This is a genomic window from Microbacterium sp. STRO-1N (genome assembly GCF_057748015.1).
The window spans coordinates 1,097,704-1,118,261 of sequence record NZ_CM173234.1 but is presented as its reverse complement, the minus strand read 5'-3'; the positions used below and the strand labels follow the sequence as shown (position 1 = coordinate 1,118,261).

Below are 20,558 nucleotides of genomic sequence, written 5' to 3'. Positions count from 1 at the left end.
GCGCACCAGAGCACGCGCAGATGCGCGCGGGATCGGTCAGGATGCCGCGGCCGCGGCATCCTCGAAGTCCTCGACCTCGCGCTCCCAGGCATCCTTCGCGAGGCGGTACCAGATGTAGAAGGCGAAGCCGGCGAAGACCGCCCACTCGGCCGCGTAGAACACGTTCAACCAGTTGACCGGCGACAGCTCGTCCGGCGCCGGAGACGAGATGTCGACGAGCCCGGCAGGAGCCTCGAAGCCGGCGAGGTACGGGCGATAGACCGCGAGCCGATCCGCGTCGTGCCAGAGGTTCAACAGGGCCGCGGGAGACATCCGGTCCATGCGCTGCGGGTCGTCGACCGGGGGGACCTGCACGCCCTCGTCGGAGATGAGGCGCCCGCTGACGGTGGCCTCGGCACCCGCGGCGGTCTGTTCGAGAGCGAGGGCCGCGGCATCCGCGTCGTCCCGCTCCTGCGCCCAGCCCAGCGCGACCGCGATCGACACGCCGTCCGCGACCCGCAACTGCCCGGTGACCCAGTAGCCCTCGACGTCGTCGTTGAACCGCGACGAGACGACGAGGAAGTCGCCGCCGATCCACGTGCCGGTGGCTTCGGTGCGCTGACCGACGTACGGCTCGGGGAGGTATTCGCCGGGGACGACGACGTCATCCAGCGCGCGGAACTGCTCCGTGACGCCCGCAGGAGGCGGGTCGGTCTGGATCGCCCGTCCGAGCTGCCACTGTCCGAGGAAGGCGAAGACCCCTGCGACGAGCAGACAGAGGGCGAGCACGCCGATCCATCGCCGACGCAGCATCACCTCGCGCAGCGTCGGCGGGAAGATCTCTGGTGTGGTCACGGCAGGCGGATGCTCAGCCCTGCTCGTACGGAGCGAGCACGACCTCGACGCGCTGGAACTCCTTGAGGTCGGAGTAGCCGGTCGTCGCCATGGACTTGCGCAGAGCGCCGATGAGGTTCGCCGTGCCATCGGCCACGGGTGCGGGGCCGAAGAGGATCTCCTCCAGCGGCGCGATCGCATCGACGGCCACGCGGCGACCACGCGGAAGCTTGGCGTGGTGCGCCTCCGGACCCCAGTGGAAGCCGCGGCCTGGCGCATCGGTCGCGCGGGCCAGAGCGACGCCGAGCATGACGGCATCCGCCCCCATCGCGAGCGCCTTGACGACGTCGCCCGAGGTACCGACGCCGCCGTCGGCGATCACGTGCACGTAGCGTCCACCGGACTCATCGAGGTAGTCCCGACGTGCGGCGGCGACATCCGAGACAGCGGTCGCCATCGGCGCGTGGATGCCGAGGGTCGCACGCGTCGTCGACGCCGCTCCCCCGCCGAAGCCGACGAGCACACCGGCGGCACCGGTGCGCATGAGGTGCAGAGCCGCGGTGTAGGTCGCTGCGCCGCCGACGATCACCGGGACGTCGAGGTCGTAGATGAACTTCTTCAGGTTCAGGGGCTCGGCGGCGCTGGAGACGTGCTCGGCCGACACCGTCGTGCCGCGGATCACGAACAGGTCGACGCCGGCCGCGACGACCGTCTCGTACAGCTCCTGGGTGCGCTGCGGCGTGAGGGATCCGGCGACGGTGACGCCACCGGCGCGGATCTCGGCGAGCCGCGCCTTGATCAGCTCAGGCTTGATGGGCTCGCTGTACAGCTGCTGCATGCGCCGCGTCGCCTCTGCGGGGGCGAGCCCCGCGATCTCGGCGAGCAGCGGCTCCGGGTTCTCATATCGGGTCCACAGACCCTCGAGGTCGAGCACGCCGAGGCCGCCGAGCTGTCCCAGCGTGATCGCGGTCGCCGGGCTCACGACCGAGTCCATCGGCGCGCCGAGCACGGGGATGTCGAACCCGTAGGCGTCGATCGTCCACGCCGTCGAGACGTCCTCGGGGTTGCGTGTGCGCCGTGAGGGCACCACCGCGATGTCGTCGAACGTGTACGCGCGACGTGCGCGCTTGCCTCGGCCGAGTTCGATGTCCATGCTCACCCGTCCAGCCTACCCGGACCCCGACGCGGTGCCCTTCCCCTGATCAGCGGGCGCGCACCACACGGCGCTCGTCCCAGACCGGCTCGTCGGCCGCGTAGACCTCGCCGTCCGACCCGAACACGAGGAACCGGTCGAACGATCGCGCGAACCAGCGGTCGTGAGTGACCGCGAGCACCGTGCCGTCGAAGCGCGTCAGCGCGTCCTCGAGCGCCTCGGCGGACTCCAGGTCCAGGTTGTCGGTCGGTTCGTCCAGCAGCAGCAGCGTCGCACCCGAGAGCTCGATCAGCAGCACCTGAAACCGCGCCTGCTGTCCACCGGAGAGCGAGTCGAAGCCTTGCTGAGCCTGCCGGACGAGGCCGTAGCGGTCCAGGGCGCTGCTCGCGGCATCCCGCGGCATTCCGGCCCGACGATCGTCACCGCGATGCAGGATCTCCAGCAGCGTGCGCCCGGCGAACTCCGGATGCGCGTGCGTCTGCGCGAACAGCCCTGGTACGACCCTGGCACCCAGAACAGCTCGCCCGGAGTGCGGCACCGGCGCGACCGACTCGCCCGTCGACGTCACGTGTCCCAGAGTCGGATCGGGGTCGGTTCCGCCCGCGGCGAGCAGTCGGAGGAAATGGGATTTGCCCGAGCCGTTGGATCCGAGCACGCCGATACGGTCGCCGAACCAGATCTCGGCGTCGAACGGGCGCATCAGGCCGGTGAGCTCCAGGCGCTCGGCGACCACGGCGCGCTTGCCCGTCCTCGCACCACGCAGGCGCATGTCGAAATCCTGCGCCGGCGGACGCTCCTCGGGCGGGCCGGCCTCCTCGAACTTGCGCAGTCTCGTCTGCGCCGCCCGATAGCGCGATGCGAAGCCGTCGTTCGCCTCGGCCTTCACCTTGAGCGTCGCGACGAGAGTGCGCAGCTTCTCGTGCTGCTCATCCCAGCGACGTCGCAGCTCGTCCAGGCGGTCCATCCGGTCCTCGCGGGCCTGGTGATACGTCGCGAACCCGCCGCCGTGCACCCACGCGGTGGCACCGGCGCCACCGGGCTCGAGCGTGACGATCCGGTCCGCTGCGCGCGCGAGCAGCTCGCGGTCGTGCGAGACGAGCAGCACCGTCTTGGGGGTCTGGCGCAGCTGCTCCTCGAGCCAGCGCTTGGCCGGAACGTCCAGATAGTTGTCCGGCTCGTCCAGCAGCAGCACGTCGTCGGGACCCCGCAGCAGCGCCTCGAGGGCGAGCCTCTTCTGCTCGCCGCCCGACAGCGTGACCAGCTCCCGGTACCTCGCGCGTTCGTACGGCACGCCGAGGGCGGCGACGGTGCACTGATCCCACACCGTCTCGTGCTCGTATCCACCCGCATCCGCGTACTCGGCGATCGCCGCGGCGTACGCCATCTGCGTGTCGTGCTCATCGCGCTCGATCAGCGCGTTCTCTGCGGCGTCGAGCGTCTCGGCCGCGGCTCGGATGCGGCGGGGAGCGACGCGGATCAGCAGCTCCTGCACCGTCTGCCCCGGCTCGCCGTGTCCGACGAACTGGTCCATGACACCGAGGCCGCCGTCGATCGTGACGGCGCCGGAGTCGGCTGCCGCGTCACCGCGGATGATCCGCAGCAACGTCGTCTTGCCCGCGCCGTTCGGGCCGATCAGCGCGCTCGTCGAGCCGGCTCCGACGCGGAACGTCACCTCGTCGAGGAGGGGCCTGCCATCCGGCAGGGTCAGCGAGATCGCCGAGACATCGATGTAGCCCACGGTGGGTCGTCCTTCCGCCCACCGCACCCGTCGTGAAGTAAGCCGACCAGGCTATCAGCATCCGGGGCGATCTGGGTCAGCGCGGCTCGGACATCCGTGCCAGCAGTTCGGAGAGCAGCGCCTCGGCCACCGGCGCCGGCAGCTCCTCGATCAGCGCCATCAGCGTCGCCATCGGCTGGTCCGGTGCGACCCGGCCTGCGCCGGCGACTCGCAGCAGGCGCCAGGATGCCGCAGGCCCCGGCACGCGATCGGAGCCGTACCCGAGTGCGCGTACGGCTCCGGCCAGGAGGCGCCCATCGGCGGCGCGACGCCCGCGTACGGCATCGGCTGACTGTCCGAGTGCGCGCCGGAAATGCGTGACGCTCCGCTCGAGCACGGGTGTCAGCGTGAGATGCGCGCTGCGCGGAATTCGCGTTCCGTCCGACTGCACGAATCCGGGCTGGTGCTGAATGCGCCAGCCCCGACGCGCCAGTTCATCGGCGAGTCTGTGCGGATCCACCCGGTGCTCTGACGGCACGTCGACGTCCGCGACCAGCGTGATCGCAGGGCCCACCGGATCGCCCATCACCACGAGTCCCGGTATGCGCTCGACCTCGTCACGGATTCCCGCGGCGACCCGCGCGATCGACGCGGTCAGGTCCGCGAAGCCCTCATCGCCCAGCCGCTGGACGATGGCCCATGCCGCCGCCAGCGACGACGCGGATCTCGACCCGAGCAGCGTCGGGTTGACGACCGGGTAGCCGGGCCAGCGCGTCGTGGCGAAGAACTGCGCCCGATGCTGGCGGCGGCCACGATGCAGCAGCACCGAGACGCCTTTGGGCGCGTATCCGAATTTATGCAGATCAGCCGACAGGCTCGTCACACCGGGAAGGCGGAAGTCCCATTCCGGCACATCGCTCCACCACGGCAGCACCAGTCCCCCGAAACAGGCATCGACGTGACACCGGATGCCGAGCTTCTTCGCCGCCGCGGCGACCGCGCGGATCGGATCGAGCGCGCCGGACGGGTACGCCGGGGCCGACACGACCACCAGCGCCGCATCCTCCGCCATCCGGACGATCAGGTCGTCCGCCGCGACCGCGCCGTCCGGCCCGCACGGCACCGGATCGAAGTCCAGGTCGAACAGCCGCGCCGCCTTCTGGAACGCCGCGTGGGCGGTCGCAGGAGCGAGCAGCCGCGGACGCGTTCCGCGCGCCACGGCATCCGGATGCTCTGCGCGCCACAGATCGCGCGCCGTCTTCACCGCGAGAAGGCAGCTCTCCGTTCCGCCGCTGGTCACGGAGCCGACGACGTCGCGTCGGCCGTGCACTGCTCGCCGCACGAAGCCGATGAGGTCGCGCTCCATCGCCGCGACCGACGGGAAGACGGTGGGGTCCAGCCCGTTCACCGGCCGGGCGAGGGATGCCGCGGCATCCGCCAGCTCGTCCAGCTCCGGCATCCCGGAATCGTAGACATAGGCGAGCACATGCCCGCCGTGCGTCGGCGCGTCGGCCGCGCGCAGCTCGCGCAGGCGGCCGAGGATGCTGCCGCTCACGCCTGCGTCCCCGCGATGTCGCGCTCGCGCAGCCGATAGCGCGACAGCGCGACGAGACTCAGCGCCATCAGCGCGGCGGGCAGGATGCTGAAGGACACCGCGATGCCTGCGATGGCGGCGGCAGGCTGCTCGACCGCGACCCCTGCGGTGGACTCGAGGTAACCGGTGACGGCGAGGACGAGCGACAGCACGGTCGCGCCGAGCGCCATGCCCGTGGTCTCCCCCGCCGTCCAGACTCCGCTGAAGACGCCGGAGCGGTTCGCGCCGTCGTGCGCGGATCGGTCGACGGCGATGACGTCGGGGAGCATCGCCATCGGCAGCGTCTGCATGCCCGCGTACGCCGCTCCGGCGAGCGCGACGGGGGCGAGGATCCACCACCCCGGGAGCCAGGTCATGGCCACGAGCACGAGCGTCGCGAGCAGGAAGACCAGGCTCGCGAGCCGGAACGCGCGTTCCTTGCCGACGCGATCGGCGATGCGCTTCCAGACCGGTGCCATCAGCAGCGCCGGCGCAATCAGCGAGGCGAACAGCGGTGTCACCGCACCCTCGTCCTTCAGGATCCAGCGCGCGACGAACTGGGCGCCTGCCAGCATGAGGCCGGTCGCCAACCCCTGCAGCATGAACGTGATCAGCAGCGCGCGGAACGGCTGGCTCTCGCGCAGCACGCGGATGCCGGCGCGGTAGTGCGCACCGATGGACATTCCGGCGACGACCGGCAGCGGAGGGCGTTGCGGGGCGACCGACGCCGACACCAGCATCCCGGCGGCCAGTACGACTCCCGCGACGAGCGCCATCACGAGGTATCCGCGCAGCGGGTCGTCGGGGAACAGCCCGCGCAGTTCTGGGCCACCGGCACCGAACAACAGGATCGCGACGGTCAGCACCACCACGCGCCAGCTGAGCAGGCGGGTGCGTTCGCGATAGCTGTCGGTCAACTCGGCAGGCAGGGCGATGTACGGCACCTGGAACAGGCTGAAGCAGGTCGCGGCGAGCATGAAGGCGACGAGCACCCACAGGGCGGACGGCAGCGGCCCCAGTCCGCCGGGCACCGCGAAGGTCAGCACGAACGCGATCGGCAGGCCGATGCCCCCGAGGATCATGAAGCGCCGCCTCGACCCGGCCTGCGCGTAGGACCGATCGCTGAGCCCGCCGATCACGGGGTCGATCAGAACGTCCCAGATCTTCGCCGCTGTCACGATCGCTCCGGCCGCGAGTGCCGCGACGCCGAGAGAATCGGTGAGGTAGTAGACGAGGACGAGACCCGGCAGAGTGGCGAACCCGCCGGTGCCGAGCGACCCGATCGCGTATCGGGCGACCTGGCTCCTGGTCAGCGCCGAACTCCCCGGTGAATCCATGCGCTCACTCTAGTGGGGCGGTGCTGGCGCGGTTCGGACAGAGCGATCGCGCCCTCAGGCGGCGTACCGCCCCGACGCGATCGCGCGAGCGCGCTTCTTCTCGGCCTCCTCTTCGCGGTTCTTCGGCGGGGTCGTGGCGACGAGGTCGTCGAGCAGGTGCTGCGTGATGTGCGCGACCTCGGCGACGGCACGATCGAACGCCTCCTGGTTCGCCTTGGACGGCTTCGTCGTCCCGGCGATCTTGCGCACGTACTGCAGCGCCGCCGCCTGCACTTCGTCAGAGCTCGCGGCCGGTTCGAAATTGTGGAGAGTGTGGATGTTTCGGCACATACCGGCACGCTACGCCGCACCCCCGACGCGAGGGAAGAGGCGATCTCACACGACGAGGGGGACGGATGCCGCGGCATCCGTCCCCCTCGTCATACCGTCTACTTCTTGTAGTTCGGGGCCTCGACGACAATCTGCACGTCGTGCGGGTGCGACTCCTTGAGTCCGGCAGCCGTGATGCGGACGAACTTGCCGCGCGTCTTGAGTTCTTCGATCGTGCGCGCGCCCACGTAGAACATCGACTGACGCAGGCCGCCGATGAGCTGGTACGCCACAGCCGACACCGGGCCGCGGTACGGGACCTGCCCCTCGATGCCCTCGGGGATCAGCTTGTCGTCACTCGGGACATCCGCCTGGAAGTAGCGGTCCTTGGAGTACGAGGTCTGCTTGCCGCGGGTCTGCATGGCACCCAGCGAGCCCATTCCGCGGTACTGCTTGAACTGCTTGCCGCTCTGGAAGACGATCTCGCCCGGCGACTCGTCGGTGCCGGCGAGGAGCGAACCGAGCATGACGGCATCCGCACCGGCGACGAGCGCCTTCGCGATGTCGCCCGAGTACTGCAGACCACCGTCGGCGATCACCGGGATCCCGGCAGGGCGTGCCGCCAGCGACGCCTCGTAGACCGCCGTGACCTGCGGGACGCCGACGCCGGCGACGACGCGCGTGGTGCAGATCGATCCGGGTCCGACGCCGACCTTGACGGCGTCGGCTCCGGCGTCCACCAGCGCCTGGGCGCCTTCGCGGGTCGCGACGTTGCCGCCGATGATGTCGATGTGCTCGAAGGACGCGTCCGCCTTGAGGCGACGGATCAGATCGATGACGCCCTGCGACTGCCCGTTGGCCGTGTCGACCACGAGCACGTCGACCCCGGCGTCCCGCAGCGCCTCAGCGCGCTCCCACGCGTCACCGAAGAAGCCCATCGCCGCGCCGACGCGCAGACGCCCCTGCTCGTCCTTGGTGGCGAGCGGGTACTTCTCGCTCTTGTCGAAGTCCTTGATCGTGATGAGGCCAGCGAGCTTGCCGTTCTCGTCGATGAGCGGCAGCTTCTCGACGCGGTGCTTCGCGAACAGAGCGATGACCTCACCTGCGGCCACACCGACCGGGGCGGTGACGAGCCCCTCGCTGGTCATGACGTCCTTCACGAACGTGGTCTGGCGCTCGAAGCCGGAGACGAAGCGCATGTCGCGGTTCGTGATGATGCCGACGAGCTTGCCGTCGGGGTCGACCACCGGAAGACCCGAGATGCGGTACTTCGCGCACAGCGCGTCGACCTCTTCGACGGTCGCGTCGGGCGTCGTCGTGATCGGGTCGGTGATCATGCCCGACTCGCTGCGCTTGACGCGGTCGACGTGCGCGGCCTGGTCGGCGATGGACAGGTTGCGGTGCAGGATGCCGATGCCGCCCTCCCGCGCCATCGCGATCGCCATGCGCGACTCGGTGACGGTGTCCATGGCGCTCGAGAGCAGCGGGGTCGCGACCGAGATGCGGCGCGAGATGCGCGACGAGGTGTCCGCCTCGCTCGGGATGACGTCGGTGTGCCCCGGCAGGAGCAGCACGTCGTCGTAAGTGAGGCCGACGAAACCGAACGGGTCGTGCTGGTCCATGGATGATCCTCCTGGGGGTGGCGGGGCGCTGCGCGGGTGTACCAATTCTAAGCGCCGCAGGCGCACGTGCTATTCCCGCGCGCGAGCGCAGATCGTGAGCAGATCGTGCATTGGCCGAAACAGAATCGACACACTACGCTCATACCGTCGTACATCAGGGCCGATGCACAACTCCGTCTTGGCCTGTGTACTGGACGGGAGGTTCTGTGAGTCCGACGATCTCGGCGAAGCGGAGCGGAATCCGATGGGCGATCGCCCTGGTCGGGACGCTTCTCGCTTTCGCCTTCCTGGCCCTCCAACCGCCGTCGCCCGCCTCTGCCGTTTCTTCGGCATCCGCGGAGGAGACCGACGACGGGCAGGAGGTCACCGACTTCTATCTCGCCGGTGTCATCACCTTCGACGACGAGCCCGTCCCCGACGTCACCATGTCGGTGGAGGGCGACGGCTTCGAAGCAGACACCGAGACGGATGCCGAGGGCCGGTGGCGTCTCTACGTCCCCGAGGCCGCGACGTACGTGCTGACCGTCGACGAGGACACCCTCCCCGACGGCGTGATCGTCGACGCGGCGCAATTGCCCGAGGGCATGCAGCCGATCTCAGGGACCACGGCATCGTTCGAGGTCGAGTTCGGACTCACCGGAACCAAGATCGTCAACCTGTTCCTCGGCGAGGGTGTGCGCGAGACCACCTCGTTCATCGACCAGTTGCTGTCCCGGACGGTCGGCGGCCTGAACTTCGGTCTGCTGCTCGGGCTCGCCTCCATGGGCGCGGCGCTCATCTACGGCACGACGAAGCTGTCGAACTTCGCACACGGCGAGATGGTGACCTGGGGCGCGGTCGTCGCGCTGCTGGTCACCTCGTTCTGGCAGCTGCCGATGTGGCTGGGCATCATCGCCGCCGTCATCGCCGGCGGACTGCTCGGCTGGGGGTTGGATGCCGGGCTCTGGCGCCCGCTCAGACGACGAGGCCTCGGCGTCGTACAGCTCATGATCGTGAGCATCGGCCTCTCACTGGCCCTGCGCTACGCGCTGCAGTACATGATCGGCGGCGGCACCTACCAGCTGCCCGGTTCGAGCCCCACGCCGATCAAGCTCGGCCCCATCTCGCTGTCGTACATCGACATGATCGGGATGGGCGTGAGCCTGCTCGTCATCCTCGGAGTCGCGTTCTTCCTGACCCGCACCAGGGTCGGAAAGGCCACCCGAGCGATCTCGGACAACCCGCAGCTGGCCGCGGCATCCGGCATCGACGTCGACAAGGTGATCCGCATCGTGTGGATCCTCGCGGGCGTCCTGGCTGCGATCTCGGGCATCCTGTGGGCGTACTTCCGGCCCGGTGTGAAGTGGGACATGGGCATGCAGATGCTGCTGCTCATCTTCTGCGCCATCACGCTCGGCGGACTCGGATCCGCCATCGGCGCGCTCATCGGCTCGATCATCGTGGGTCTGGCCGTCGAAGTGTCGACGCTGCTCGGCGTCCCGAGCGACCTGAAGTACGCCACCGCGCTGGTCGCACTGATCGTGATCCTGCTGGTACGGCCTCAGGGCCTGCTCGGCCGCAAGGAAAGGTTGGGCTGACGCATGGACTTCGGCAACATCTTCGGCAACACCGCCGCCTATCTGTTCAGCCCCACCACGATGGCGTACGCGCTGGCGGCGACCGGCTTGGCGGTCCACTTCGGCTACACCGGCCTGCTGAACTTCGGTATGGCGGCCTTCATGGCGGTCGGCGGCTACGGTTACGCGATCTCGATCCTCACCTTCGGCGTGCCGTGGTGGATCGGCATGCTGATCGGGCTCATCGCCGGTGCGGGTTTCGCCCTGATCCTCGGCATCCCGACGCTCCGCCTGCGCGCCGACTACCTCGCCATCGCGACGATCGCGGCGGCCGAGGTCGTGCGCCTCCTGTTCCTCACCGAGCTCTTCAAGGGCTGGACCAACTCGGCGGGCGGACTGTCCGGCTATCACCAGAGCTTCCGCGATATCAACCCGTTCCCGCCGGGGACGTACGGCTTCGGCCCGTGGACCTACAACGCGAACGACCTGTGGGTGCGCGTGTTCGGGCTCATCATGCTCGCGATCGCGGTGCTGCTCGTCTGGGCGCTCATGCGCAGCCCGTGGGGTCGCGTGGTCAAGGGCATCCGCGAGGATGAGGACGCCGTGCGCTCGCTCGGCAAGAACGTGTTCGCGTACAAGATGCAGGCGCTCGTCGTCGGCGGCGTCCTCGGTGCCCTCGGCGGCATCGTGTTCGTGCTGCCGTCGGCTGTGATCCCCGGCAGCTACTCGACGTCGCTGACGTTCTTCCTGTGGACCATCCTGCTCCTCGGCGGAGCGGCGACCGTGCTCGGCCCGACGCTCGGCGCTGTGCTGTTCTGGGTCGTCTTCGCCTTCCTCGGAAGCCTGCTTCCGGCGATGGCGGACGCCGGACTGCTGCCGATGACCGCAGCCCAGGCCGACATGGTGCGGTACATCCTGATCGGCGTCGTGCTGATGCTGATCGTGATCTTCCGGCCGCAGGGCATCCTCGGAAACAAGAGGGAGATGACCTTTGTCAAGTGAATCGAATCCCGCACGGCCGGCCACGCCGCGTGCGAAGACGACCGGCCTCGCGAAGGGACCGGCAGCCCCAGGCGTCGCGAAGGTCGACCCGATCCTCGTCGCCGACGGCGTGACACGCCGCTTCGGCGGTCTGACCGCCGTCGATGTGGACCACATCGAGATCCCGCGTGGGGCGATCACGGCGCTCATCGGCCCGAACGGCGCCGGCAAGACGACGCTGTTCAACCTGCTCTGCGGGTTCGACAAGCCGAACTCGGGTACGTGGTCGTTCGACGGCAAGAACCTCTCCGGCGTCCCGTCGTTCAAGGTCGCACAGATGGGGCAGGTGCGCACGTTCCAGCTCACCAAGTCGCTGTCGCTGCTGACGGTGCTCGAGAACATGAAGCTCGGCGCCCCTCATCAGCGCGGCGAGGGATTCTGGGCGAGCCTGTTCCCCTTCCTCTGGCGTGACCAGGAGGCGGAGATCGAGAAGCGCGCACGCGATCTGCTCACCCGCTTCAAGCTGGATGCCAAGGAGAAGGACTTCGCAGCATCGCTGTCCGGTGGTCAGCGCAAGCTGCTCGAAATGGCGCGCGCCCTGATGAGCGATCCGACGCTGGTGATGCTCGATGAACCGATGGCCGGCGTCAACCCGGCGCTGACCCAGTCGCTGCTCGAGCACATCCTCAGCCTCAAGGACCTCGGCATGACGGTGCTGTTCGTCGAGCACGACATGCACATGGTCCGCCACATCGCCGACTGGGTGGTGGTGATGGCCGAGGGCCGCGTGGTGGCCGAGGGCCCGCCCGATCAGGTGATGGACGACCCCGCCGTCGTGGATGCCTATCTCGGCGCCCACCAGGATGTCGATCTCGGGACGGTCACCGGGCGCATGCCCGTGGTGACGGAGACTGCCGCCCTGCGTCTGCGCGAGCAGATCGAGGCAGAGGCAGAGGCCGAGCTCGAAGCCGATTTCGCCGCGTCCGACGACGCGCAGGAGGAGAAGCCATGACCGAGGACACCCGAGACGTCGTCGTCGAGCTGACGGACGTGCACGCCGGATACCTCCCGGGTGTGAACATCCTCAACGGCGCGAATCTCGTCGCCCGCAAGGGTGAGCTCATCGGCATCATCGGCCCCAACGGCGCCGGCAAGTCGACGCTGCTGAAGGCGATCTTCGGCATGGTGCAGGTCCGCCAGGGCGACGTCACCGTCAACGGCGAGAGCATCCTCGGCCTGAAGGCCGACAAGCTCGTCGCCCGCGGCGTCGGGTTCGTCCCGCAGACGAACAACGTGTTCCCCTCACTGACGATCGAGGAGAACCTGCAGATGGGGCTTTACCAGAACCCCAAGATCTTCGCGGCCCGCCTGGAGTTCGTCACCGGCATCTTCGCCGAGCTCGGCAAGCGCCTCAAGCAGCGTGCCGGATCGCTGTCGGGCGGCGAACGCCAGATGGTCGCGATGTCGCGCGCCCTGATGATGGACCCGGCGGTGCTGCTGCTGGACGAGCCGTCCGCCGGTCTTTCGCCGGTGCGTCAGGATGACGCGTTCATCCGTGTCTCCGACATCAACAAGGCCGGCGTGACGACGATCATGGTCGAGCAGAACGCCCGACGCTGCCTCCAGATCTGCGACCGCGGGTACGTCCTCGACCAGGGACGCGACGCGTACGAGGGCTCCGGGCGCGACCTGCTGAACGACCCCAAGGTCATCGGCCTGTACCTCGGCACGCTGGGCACCGACGCCGCATAGGTCAGCGCCCGCGCCCCGCCGAGAGGTGGCGCGTATGGTCGCGTCCCGACTCACGAGGCGACCACACGCGCCCCCTCCCCCGTCCCGAGTCCAATTTCCCCAGCGCACGAAAAGGGCTCCGGATGCCGAGGCATCCGGAGCCCTTTCGTGTGCGACTTACTTGAGGCGGGTCTGCACGTTCTCTGCGTCGTACTCGTAGACGCCGATGGCGGCGCCTGCCGGGTCGTTGTTCTCGTCGAACGTGACGTCACCGGAGTAGCCGTTGTAGTCGGGCGTTCCGCCGCCGTTGATGATCTCGGCGCATTCGGCGAAGCTCGTGCACGCCTCGCCCTCGCCCTCGCCACCGGACACCGTGCGCATGGCGCCGGCGATGTCGGCACCCTCGACGGAGACGGCGTACAGGGCCGACAGCGCGATGAGCGTCGCGGCGTCGTACGCCTCAGCCGAGTAGGTCAGCGCGTCGATGGGCTCGTTGCCACCGGCGGTCCAGACCTCGTTGAGCTGGTCGATGAAGTCGTCCGGCAGTTCGGCGCCGGCACGGGTGCCCTTCGAGCCCTCGAGGCTGACGGGAAGGTCCGGCCAGTCCTTGAGGTTGCCGTCGACGAGGTACAGCGAACCGGTGTCGACGCCCGCGTTGCCCAGCAGCGGCGCGATGGTCGCGAACTGGTCGTACGAGACGACAGCCACGGCATCCGGCTTCTCGGCCGAGATCGTCTGCACCTGTGCATTGAACTGACCGTCGCCCTGGTTGTAGGACGCCTCGGCGACGACCTCGCCGCCCGTGGCCTCGAACGTCGACTTGATGGCCTCGAACAGACCCGTGCCGTACGGGTCGTTCTGGTAGATGATGCCGAGCGTCTTGTGCCCGTCCTCGGCGATCTGGTTGCCCAGCACCTCACCCTGCAGCAGGTCGCTCGGCGCCGTGCGGAAGTAGAGGTCGTTGATGCCGGAGAAGTCCGGCGACGTGTTCGACGGCGAGACGGTGAGGATGCCTGCGCCGGCGTTGCCGTCCAGGATCAGCTTCGTGACACTCGAGGACGCGGCACCGACCATGGCGGTGATTCCGGCGCTCTGGAGGTTGGTGATCGAGGTCTCGTAGGCCTTGTTGTCGAGGTCTCCCTCGTCTTCGCTGACCAGTTCGACCTGGATGCCGGCATCCGCCTCGTTGATCTGCTCGACGGCGAGCTGGACGCCTGCCTCCATGGGAGCGCCGAGGAAGGCCAGCGTTCCCGTCGCGGGCAGGAGCGAGCCCAGCGTCAGCGACAGATCGACGTTCTCGGGCCGCTCGTTCGTCGCCTCGGACGACTCGGGGGCGGGCGGGGTGGTGCTGCAACCCGCGATGACCAGCGCCGATGCTCCCAGCAGTGCGATTCCTGCCAGCAGCTTGGGGCGCGAACCCTGCAAACCGTTCATATTGCTCCTTCGACAACAGCGAACATGGCGGTACCACGTTCGGGTGCTCTAACCCTATGACCGGGTCAGACACCGGCGGGTATCGGTGCGCTAACGATCTTGTTTCGCGTTGATGACGGTGCTGCGGAGCAGGGTCAGATCAGCTCTGCCGGCGGGACGCGCCGGTGTCGTCGCGCCGCGAGGATGAGGTCGACGACGAACACGCCGACGGCCACCCAGACCAGGATGAAGCCGACCCAGCGCTCGGTCGGCATCGGCTCGTGCAGGATGGCGACGCCGATGATGAACTGCATGATCGGGGTGATGAACTGGATCATCCCGATGACCGTGAGGTTGATGCGCCTGGCACCCGATGCGAACAGCAGCAGGGGGACCGCCGTCGCGACCCCGGCGAAGCAGAGCAGCACCGTGTGCCAGACCCCGTTGCCGCCGATCGTGATACCCGTGGTCATCCCGACCGCGACGAGCTGGACGACCGCGATGGGGATGAGCCAGAAGGATTCGAGGGTCAGTCCGCTGACGGCATCCACCGACGGCCCGATCTTCTTCTTGATGAGCCCGTAGAAGCCGAACGAGAGCGTGAGGGTGAGCGCGATCCACGGAACCGAGCCGTACGCGACGATGATCACGGCCACGGCGAGCGCCGCGATGCCGACGGCGACCCACTGCAGCCGACGCATCCGCTCGTGCAGGATGAAGACGCCGAGCAGCACGGTGGTGATCGGGTTGATGAAGTAGCCCAGTGATGTCTCGACGACCTTGTCGTCCAGCGTGCCGATGAGGAACGCCTGCCAGTTGACGTAGATGAGCACGCCGGCGAGGGCCGTGAGACCGAGCAGTCGCGGCTGGCGGACGATGGCCAGGATCCGCTGCCAGCCGCGTGTGATCGCGAGCAGAACCACGCAGAACACGAGCGAGAACAGCACCCGCCACGCGACGATCTCCCAGGGGCCCGTCGGCGTCAGCAGGAGGAAGTACAGCGGGAGGACCCCCCAGAGCAGGTAGGCCCCGAGGGCGTACATCACCCCGGTGGTCTGTTCGGTCCGGGGAGTGGTCTTCGTGGTCACTGATCAACCCTACGGCGCGGTTCGGACGCGCGAGGCCCGTCCGCGGTGACGTTGGCAGGAAACGGGCGGCCCCTGGCTGGAGATGCACGAAGGCCCGGATGCGTGAGCATCCGGGCCTTCGAAGCGAAGGACGCTGAGATCAGCGCACGACGACCGCGAGGACGTCGCGTGCCGACAGGACGAGGAACTCGTCCGCGCCGAACTTCACCTCGGTGCCGCCGTACTTGCTGTAGAGCACGCGGTCGCCGACGGCGACGTCGAGCGGGACGCGGTTGCCGTTGTCATCGATGCGGCCGGGGCCAACGGCCACGACCTCGCCCTCCTGGGGCTTCTCCTTGGCGGTGTCGGGGATGACCAGTCCACTCGCGGTGGTCTGCTCGGCCTCGACCTGCTTGATGACGATGCGGTCCTCGAGCGGCTTGATGGAAACCGACACGGTCTACCTCTTCTTTCTTGACGCTGACACGAAAGACTCGTTCGCACTCTCAACCCGAGAGTGCTAATGCCAGTGTAGGACGTCGGCTGGCACTCACGCAATGCGAGTGCCAGTGCGGCGTAACGCGGACGGCGAACAGCCGCCGCGTAGGCTGAGCCGGTGGAGATGACCGAGCTCGCCGCCCTGCTCACCCCCGAGGGACTGCGTCTGCTCGACGACGTCGGGAGCATCGAGTCCACGACCGATGTCGCGAGGGCGGTCTCTCGGCTGCGAGCCGCCGGCCACTCCCCCGAGCTCGTGTCGGCCGTCGTCGGCCAGGCACGGCTGCGCACGAAGGCGACGACGAAGTTCGGCCCGTTCGCCGAGCGGATGCTGTTCACGCAGGCGGGTCTCGAGCAGGCGACACGACTCGGCGTCGCGGCACGGCACGCCGGCCGCATGCGTTCCGCGGGGATCCAACACGTCGCGGATCTCGGCTGCGGCATCGGCGGAGACGCCCTCGCGTTTGCCGGCGCAGGGCTGAGTGTGACCGCCGTCGACGCGGATGAGGTCACGGCGGCGATCGCCGCGTACAACCTGGCGGCGTTCGGTGAGGACGCCACGGTGTCGCACGGAACAGCAGAGGATGCCGTGAGCGCGATCTTCGGAGATGTGCATCATCTTCGGACGATCTCGGCGGATGCCTCCGAAGATGATGCACATCTCCGCGCTGAGCGCACGGCGATCTGGATGGACCCGGCCCGCCGCACCTCGGGTCACAGCGAGACGCGCCGTGTCACGGCATCCGACTACTCCCCGTCGCTGGACTGGGCCTTCGACGTCGCGTCGCGCATCCCGACCGGGATCAAACTCGGCCCCGGTCACGATCGCGACGCTCTCCCTGAGGATGCCGAGGCGCAGTGGGTCTCGGCCGACGGCAGCGTCGTCGAGCTCGTCCTGTGGACGGGCGTACTCGCGCGGTCCGGTGTGCGGCGCGCGGCGCTCGTGATCCGCGGCGACGAATCACACGAGCTGACCTCCGGAGCGGATGCCGAGGATGCCGACGTCCGCCCGCTCGGCGCCTTCGTGCACGAACCGGACGGCGCCGTGATCCGCGCACGCCTGATCGGAGACGTCGCCCGGAGCCTGGATGCCGGGATGCTGGACGAGCACATCGCCTATCTCACGGGCGATGCCGCGGTGACGAGCCCGTTCGTGCAGTCGTTCCGGGTGCGCGAGTCGATGCCCGCGAATGTCAAGGCGATCAATGCCGCGCTGCGGAACGCGGACATCGGGACGCTCGAGATCAAGAAGCGCGGCATGGACATCGACCCGGCGGCCTTCCGGAAGAAGCTGAAGCTCAGCGGAACGCAGAGCGCGACCCTGCTGCTCGCGCGCGTCGGGAACCAGCGGCTCGCAGTGCTCGCCGACCGGGTCTGAAGCGGGTCAGCCAGCCGGAGGGGTCTCGTCCTCCGGGGTGCGTGTGATCACGAGCTGCCGCGAAGACTCGCCGACGAACGTGAGCTCGAATGTGGTCGTCACCCCGCTGCCGTCGTGCCCAGCCGCATCATGCGAGGTGATGCTCATCCGCATCGGCTCGTCCGTCAGATCGTGCGTCGGGGTGCAGGTGTCGATGGGTGAGCCGAACTCGCCGACGAAGATCAGACAGGTCTGCGCTCCTGGCACGGTCGCGAGCCAGACCGGGTGGTCATCGAACGCGCCGATCAGCTCCAGCTCGTGGGTGGCATAGTGCTGCGCGATCAGCACGGTGTCCCGCACGAGGAGATCCTCCGAGACGACGACGTCATCCGACGGGCCGATCCAGGTCGTCGTCACGCGCCCGGCGAGTTCTCCATCCGGCGTCGCGAGTGCGAGCGCCGTCGCGACCCTGACGATCCCGGTGTCGCCGTCTTCCCGCGGATACGACACCGCCAGCGAATCCCGGCGTGCGACGTACTCGGTCTCGCAGTGCGCCGCGTTGCCTTCCTCGTCGCCGACGATGACGCAGAGTTCTGCGCCGTTGCCCCTCGTCGCGGCCCAGGCCACTGGGCTCTCGTACCCGTTGATCTGCGCGACGTCGTCGACCGCGAGCGCGCGAACCGAGCCCTCGTCGTATTCGCTCGTCGCGGCGATCGCGTCCTGCCACCCCTGCTGCTGGACGCTCAGCTCGATCGACGCCCCCCTCGCTCCCGCAGCCAGGGCCCAGCCGACGCCGACCCCGACGAGGACTGCGAGCGCGACCACCGCTGCCGTGACGAGCCGGCGTCGACGACGACGCTTCGGCTCGACGCCGTCGGGTTCGACGCGACCGTCCTCTGCCCCGGTTCGTGCGCTGTCCGCATCATCAGCGGCGAACGGCTCACGCGCCGTCGCCGCCGCCGGCGCGAGGTCGTCAGCCGGAGCCTTCGCGCGCGCAGCGCCCTGCAGTTCATGCAGCCTCTTCGCCTCGGCATCCGAGAGCGCACCATCCGGGCCGTAGGCCTTCGCGCGCAACTCGTCGAGTTCCGCGGCATCCGCTTCGGTCACGGCTCGATGTCTCCTGTCGTGTCGTCGCCTGCCCCGTCGGACCCTGGTGCCGGTATACGTTCGATCGTGAGCGACGCCGGATGCGGATCGTGCGCGCTCACGCGATAGGTCGTGACCCAGCCGTCGCCGTCCTCGATCTCCAGTGTCGCGGTCTCGGGATCCTTGGGATGATCCGCGCAGGCGCGCTCGACCGCATCCATGAGCACAGCGACGATGCACGCGCCCGCACCGGTGTACTCAACCCAGATGGGCTGGTCGCCGTCGTAGCCGATGAGTTCGAGGGATTCCCCGGCGACGTCGGTCTCGCGCTCGATCCGATCGATCACCGTGAGCTCAGCCTCTGTGTATCGCGACCGCCAATCCCACATTCCAGGGGTCCAGATCTGCACCTGGACATCGAGATCGCCGTCCAATGCGCGGATGACGTTCACGTTGAGACCATCCGCTTCGCTTCCCTCGTCGGCCGGGAGGCTGATCCCGGCGAAGACACCGGCCCCGTGCTCGTCGAATTCGACCGTCGGGGTACATGCCCGCTCGTGACGGTCCTCGACCGTGACGAGGACGCACTGCGTCTCGCCGTCGCCTCGCGTGGCGTGCCAGATCGTCGCTTCCCGCACCTGTTCGAGCGGCGTGATCGAGCCGGGGTCGTATTCGCCTTTCGCCTCCAGTTCCGCCTGCTCGCCGCCGACCGAGAGAGACAGAGCCACGGAGCGCAGGACCTCCTGCCCGAACACGGCGAAGCCGACGCCGAACCCGAGCAGGAGCGCGAATCCAAGGGCCGCATACGGGAACCAACGGTGTGTGATGATGCCTCGAACCCTCGCAGGGCGAGCGACGGCGTCCGGTTCCGCGGCGCTGTCGCCGTCGGCCTCGGTGACGTTCGACTCCTCGTGGAGCCGCTCGTCTTCCGTCGAACTTTCGGAAGTCTCTGGAGCAGAAGACTGAATGGCCGTCGCCGCGCCATCCGCCGCATCAGGATCGGTGCCCGCGTCCGCTGTCGGCGGCGTCTCCGTCGCGTGTATCCTCGTCCCGCGCGCCAGCGCCTGCAGCTCGACGAGCCTCTGCGCCTCGGCATCCGAGATCGCACCATCCGGGCCGTAGGCCTTCGCGCGCAGCTCGTCGAGTTCCGCGGCATCCGCTTCGGTCACGGCTCCACGTCTCCCGTCCTGTCGTCGATTTCTGCGTCGACACCCGGCGCCGGAACGCGCTCGATCGTGAGCGTCGGCCCGCGCAGACTGGGAATCGCCACGTGATAGCGCGTGACGCCGCTGGCCTCCTCGGCGACCTCCAGCGTGACGTCCTCATCCGCGTGCTGAGTGCAGGCGCGCTCGACGCCGTCCGCGACCGCGACGATGACGCACTTGCCTGCATCTGTGTACTCCAACCAGATCGGCCGATCGCCGTCGTACCCGACGATCTGCAGACTCTCGCCGCCGATGCCGGTCTCCCGCTCGATCCGATCGATGATCGAGAGTTCGTCCTCGGTGTACTGCGATCGCCAATCCCAGGTCAGCCCCCACACCATGGTCTGCGCCGTCACGTCGAGATCACCGTCGAGCCCTCGAACGACGCTGACGTTGAGGCTGCTCGTGTCGCCCTCCTCGTCGGCGGGCAGGGCGATCGCGGCGTACAGTCCTGCCCCCTGCTCGTCGAACTGCTCCGTCGGAATGCAGGTGCCCTCGCTGCGCTCGCCGGCCGTGAGTAGCAGGCACTGCGTGTCGCCGTCCTGCCGCGTCGCATGCCAGATCGTCGCCCCGTGCGCCTGATCGAGCGGTGTGATGGAGCCGGGGTCGTAGGCGCCCTCGGTCTCCAGCTCGGCACGCTCGGCACCGGCCGCGAGCGACAACGCCACCGACTGCCGGACCGCCTGACCGAACACGGCGAAGCCGACACCGAATCCGATCAGCAGCGCGAGTCCGACCGTCGCGTACGGGAACCACCGGCGCTTCAGGATGCCGCGGAGCCCGGTCTTCGCAGGTCCGGGCGACTCCCCGGAACCGCGGGGTTCGCCGGCCCTTTCGAGGTCGACGGCATCCCGGTCGTCGACGGCATCCGGCCCGGTTCGGAGGCGGTCACCACCCGCCGTCCCGAAGCCCTGCGGGTCCGTCCGCTGCGGGACGGATGCAGAGTCGTCCACCGCTGCGTCACCTGCCGCGGAATCGGCCGGTGGTATGGACGCCGGCGTCGTGCCGCGCACCAGCGCTTCCAGCTCTGCGAGCCGCCGAGCCTCGGCATCCGTCAATCCGCCGCCGGGTCCGTACGCCTTCGCACGCAGCTCACGCAGCTCGCCGTCGTCCACCCCGTCCGTCACCGTCGGCCCCCTC

The 20,558-nt window shown here is 68.8% G+C and carries 18 protein-coding genes; 5 read left to right on the top strand and 13 right to left on the bottom strand.

Translation table 11 applies throughout. From position 1 onward, the window contains the following. Positions 1–36 precede the first annotated feature (36 nt). From AC3ANJ_RS05200 to guaB, 7 genes are all read right to left on the bottom strand, one after another. Positions 37–792 carry an SURF1 family protein gene (locus AC3ANJ_RS05200; RefSeq protein ID WP_488319234.1) on the bottom strand — a complete coding sequence of 252 codons (756 nt, stop codon included), beginning with the start codon at positions 790–792 and terminating at the stop codon, positions 37–39. A gap of 55 nt (positions 793–847) precedes the next feature. Next, complete coding sequence (locus AC3ANJ_RS05195) at positions 848–1,966, bottom strand: GuaB3 family IMP dehydrogenase-related protein (protein WP_488319233.1); 1,119 nt, start codon at positions 1,964–1,966, stop codon at positions 848–850. A 49-nt stretch (positions 1,967–2,015) separates the two neighbouring features. After that, the gene (locus tag AC3ANJ_RS05190; protein WP_488318539.1) at positions 2,016–3,704 is read right to left on the bottom strand and encodes an ABC-F family ATP-binding cassette domain-containing protein; all 1,689 of its coding nucleotides are present in this window, start codon (positions 3,702–3,704) and stop codon (positions 2,016–2,018) included. Positions 3,705–3,780: 76 nt separating this feature from the next. Continuing rightward, a complete protein-coding gene (locus AC3ANJ_RS05185; RefSeq protein ID WP_488318538.1) occupies positions 3,781–5,238 on the bottom strand; it encodes a pyridoxal phosphate-dependent decarboxylase family protein in 1,458 nt (485 codons plus the stop codon). After that, positions 5,235–6,593: an MFS transporter gene (locus AC3ANJ_RS05180; protein ID WP_488318537.1), complete on the bottom strand. Its 1,359-nt coding sequence runs from the start codon at positions 6,591–6,593 to the stop codon at positions 5,235–5,237. The genes AC3ANJ_RS05185 and AC3ANJ_RS05180 overlap by 4 nt, the downstream gene beginning before the upstream one ends. Positions 6,594–6,647: 54 nt before the next feature. Next, positions 6,648–6,923 (bottom strand): DUF2277 domain-containing protein, encoded by a 276-nt coding sequence (locus tag AC3ANJ_RS05175; RefSeq protein WP_406246311.1) that lies wholly within the window; start codon positions 6,921–6,923, stop codon positions 6,648–6,650. 98 nt (positions 6,924–7,021) lie between these two features. Beyond that, positions 7,022–8,524 (bottom strand): IMP dehydrogenase, encoded by a 1,503-nt coding sequence (gene guaB, locus AC3ANJ_RS05170; protein WP_488318536.1) that lies wholly within the window; start codon positions 8,522–8,524, stop codon positions 7,022–7,024. 206 nt (positions 8,525–8,730) lie between these two features. On the opposite strand from guaB, the gene AC3ANJ_RS05165 reads away from it, so the two are divergent. The 4 genes from AC3ANJ_RS05165 to AC3ANJ_RS05150 are packed head-to-tail and all read left to right on the top strand — an operon-like array spanning position 8,731 to position 12,813. Beyond that, positions 8,731–10,101 carry a branched-chain amino acid ABC transporter permease gene (locus tag AC3ANJ_RS05165; RefSeq protein WP_488318535.1) on the top strand — a complete coding sequence of 457 codons (1,371 nt, stop codon included), beginning with the start codon at positions 8,731–8,733 and terminating at the stop codon, positions 10,099–10,101. Between the two features lie 3 nt (positions 10,102–10,104). Next, entirely contained in the window at positions 10,105–11,082 is a 978-nt protein-coding gene (locus AC3ANJ_RS05160; RefSeq protein WP_406246316.1) for a branched-chain amino acid ABC transporter permease, read from the top strand. Further along, positions 11,072–12,073 carry an ABC transporter ATP-binding protein gene (locus AC3ANJ_RS05155; protein WP_488318534.1) on the top strand — a complete coding sequence of 334 codons (1,002 nt, stop codon included), beginning with the start codon at positions 11,072–11,074 and terminating at the stop codon, positions 12,071–12,073. The genes AC3ANJ_RS05160 and AC3ANJ_RS05155 overlap by 11 nt, the downstream gene beginning before the upstream one ends. Further along, entirely contained in the window at positions 12,070–12,813 is a 744-nt protein-coding gene (locus tag AC3ANJ_RS05150) for an ABC transporter ATP-binding protein (protein WP_406246320.1), read from the top strand. The genes AC3ANJ_RS05155 and AC3ANJ_RS05150 overlap by 4 nt, the downstream gene beginning before the upstream one ends. Positions 12,814–12,969: 156 nt before the next feature. Here AC3ANJ_RS05150 and AC3ANJ_RS05145 read toward each other — a convergent pair whose 3' ends face one another. From AC3ANJ_RS05145 to groES, 3 genes are all read right to left on the bottom strand, one after another. Then, positions 12,970–14,226, bottom strand: a complete 1,257-nt coding sequence (locus AC3ANJ_RS05145; protein ID WP_488318533.1) for an ABC transporter substrate-binding protein — start codon at positions 14,224–14,226, stop codon at positions 12,970–12,972. 134 nt (positions 14,227–14,360) lie between these two features. Next, a complete protein-coding gene (gene rarD / locus AC3ANJ_RS05140) occupies positions 14,361–15,248 on the bottom strand; it encodes an EamA family transporter RarD (protein ID WP_488319232.1) in 888 nt (295 codons plus the stop codon). Between the two features lie 184 nt (positions 15,249–15,432). Next, on the bottom strand, positions 15,433–15,729 hold the full coding sequence (groES, locus tag AC3ANJ_RS05135; protein ID WP_017203655.1) for a co-chaperone GroES: 297 nt from the start codon (positions 15,727–15,729) through the stop codon (positions 15,433–15,435). 159 nt (positions 15,730–15,888) lie between these two features. Between groES and AC3ANJ_RS05130 the strand changes: the two genes are divergently transcribed. Then, entirely contained in the window at positions 15,889–17,148 is a 1,260-nt protein-coding gene (locus AC3ANJ_RS05130) for a class I SAM-dependent methyltransferase (protein ID WP_488318532.1), read from the top strand. 6 nt (positions 17,149–17,154) lie between these two features. Here AC3ANJ_RS05130 and AC3ANJ_RS05125 read toward each other — a convergent pair whose 3' ends face one another. The 3 genes from AC3ANJ_RS05125 to AC3ANJ_RS05115 are packed head-to-tail and all read right to left on the bottom strand — an operon-like array spanning position 17,155 to position 20,545. Continuing rightward, a complete protein-coding gene (locus AC3ANJ_RS05125) occupies positions 17,155–18,234 on the bottom strand; it encodes a hypothetical protein (RefSeq protein WP_488318531.1) in 1,080 nt (359 codons plus the stop codon). Continuing rightward, on the bottom strand, positions 18,231–19,382 hold the full coding sequence (locus tag AC3ANJ_RS05120) for a hypothetical protein (RefSeq protein ID WP_488318530.1): 1,152 nt from the start codon (positions 19,380–19,382) through the stop codon (positions 18,231–18,233). Before AC3ANJ_RS05120 ends, AC3ANJ_RS05125 begins: the two co-directional genes overlap by 4 nt. Next, positions 19,379–20,545, bottom strand: coding sequence for a hypothetical protein (locus tag AC3ANJ_RS05115; protein ID WP_488318529.1), 1,167 nt, complete (start codon positions 20,543–20,545; stop codon positions 19,379–19,381). The genes AC3ANJ_RS05120 and AC3ANJ_RS05115 overlap by 4 nt, the downstream gene beginning before the upstream one ends. Between the last annotated feature and the right edge of the window lie 13 nt (positions 20,546–20,558).

Excerpts from the sequence above, each read along its gene's own strand:
- AC3ANJ_RS05200 (WP_488319234.1), bottom strand. The coding sequence starts at position 792 with ATGCTGCGTCGGCGATGGATCGGCGTGCTCGCCCTCTGTCTGCTCGTC.
- AC3ANJ_RS05195 (WP_488319233.1), bottom strand. The coding sequence starts at position 1,966 with ATGGACATCGAACTCGGCCGAGGCAAGCGCGCACGTCGCGCGTACACG.
- AC3ANJ_RS05180 (WP_488318537.1), bottom strand. The coding sequence starts at position 6,593 with ATGGATTCACCGGGGAGTTCGGCGCTGACCAGGAGCCAGGTCGCCCGA.
- AC3ANJ_RS05175 (WP_406246311.1), bottom strand. The coding sequence starts at position 6,923 with ATGTGCCGAAACATCCACACTCTCCACAATTTCGAACCGGCCGCGAGC.
- guaB (WP_488318536.1), bottom strand. The coding sequence starts at position 8,524 with ATGGACCAGCACGACCCGTTCGGTTTCGTCGGCCTCACTTACGACGAC.
- AC3ANJ_RS05160 (WP_406246316.1), top strand. The coding sequence starts at position 10,105 with ATGGACTTCGGCAACATCTTCGGCAACACCGCCGCCTATCTGTTCAGC.
- AC3ANJ_RS05150 (WP_406246320.1), top strand. The coding sequence starts at position 12,070 with ATGACCGAGGACACCCGAGACGTCGTCGTCGAGCTGACGGACGTGCAC.
- AC3ANJ_RS05145 (WP_488318533.1), bottom strand. The coding sequence starts at position 14,226 with ATGAACGGTTTGCAGGGTTCGCGCCCCAAGCTGCTGGCAGGAATCGCA.
- rarD (WP_488319232.1), bottom strand. The coding sequence starts at position 15,248 with ATGTACGCCCTCGGGGCCTACCTGCTCTGGGGGGTCCTCCCGCTGTAC.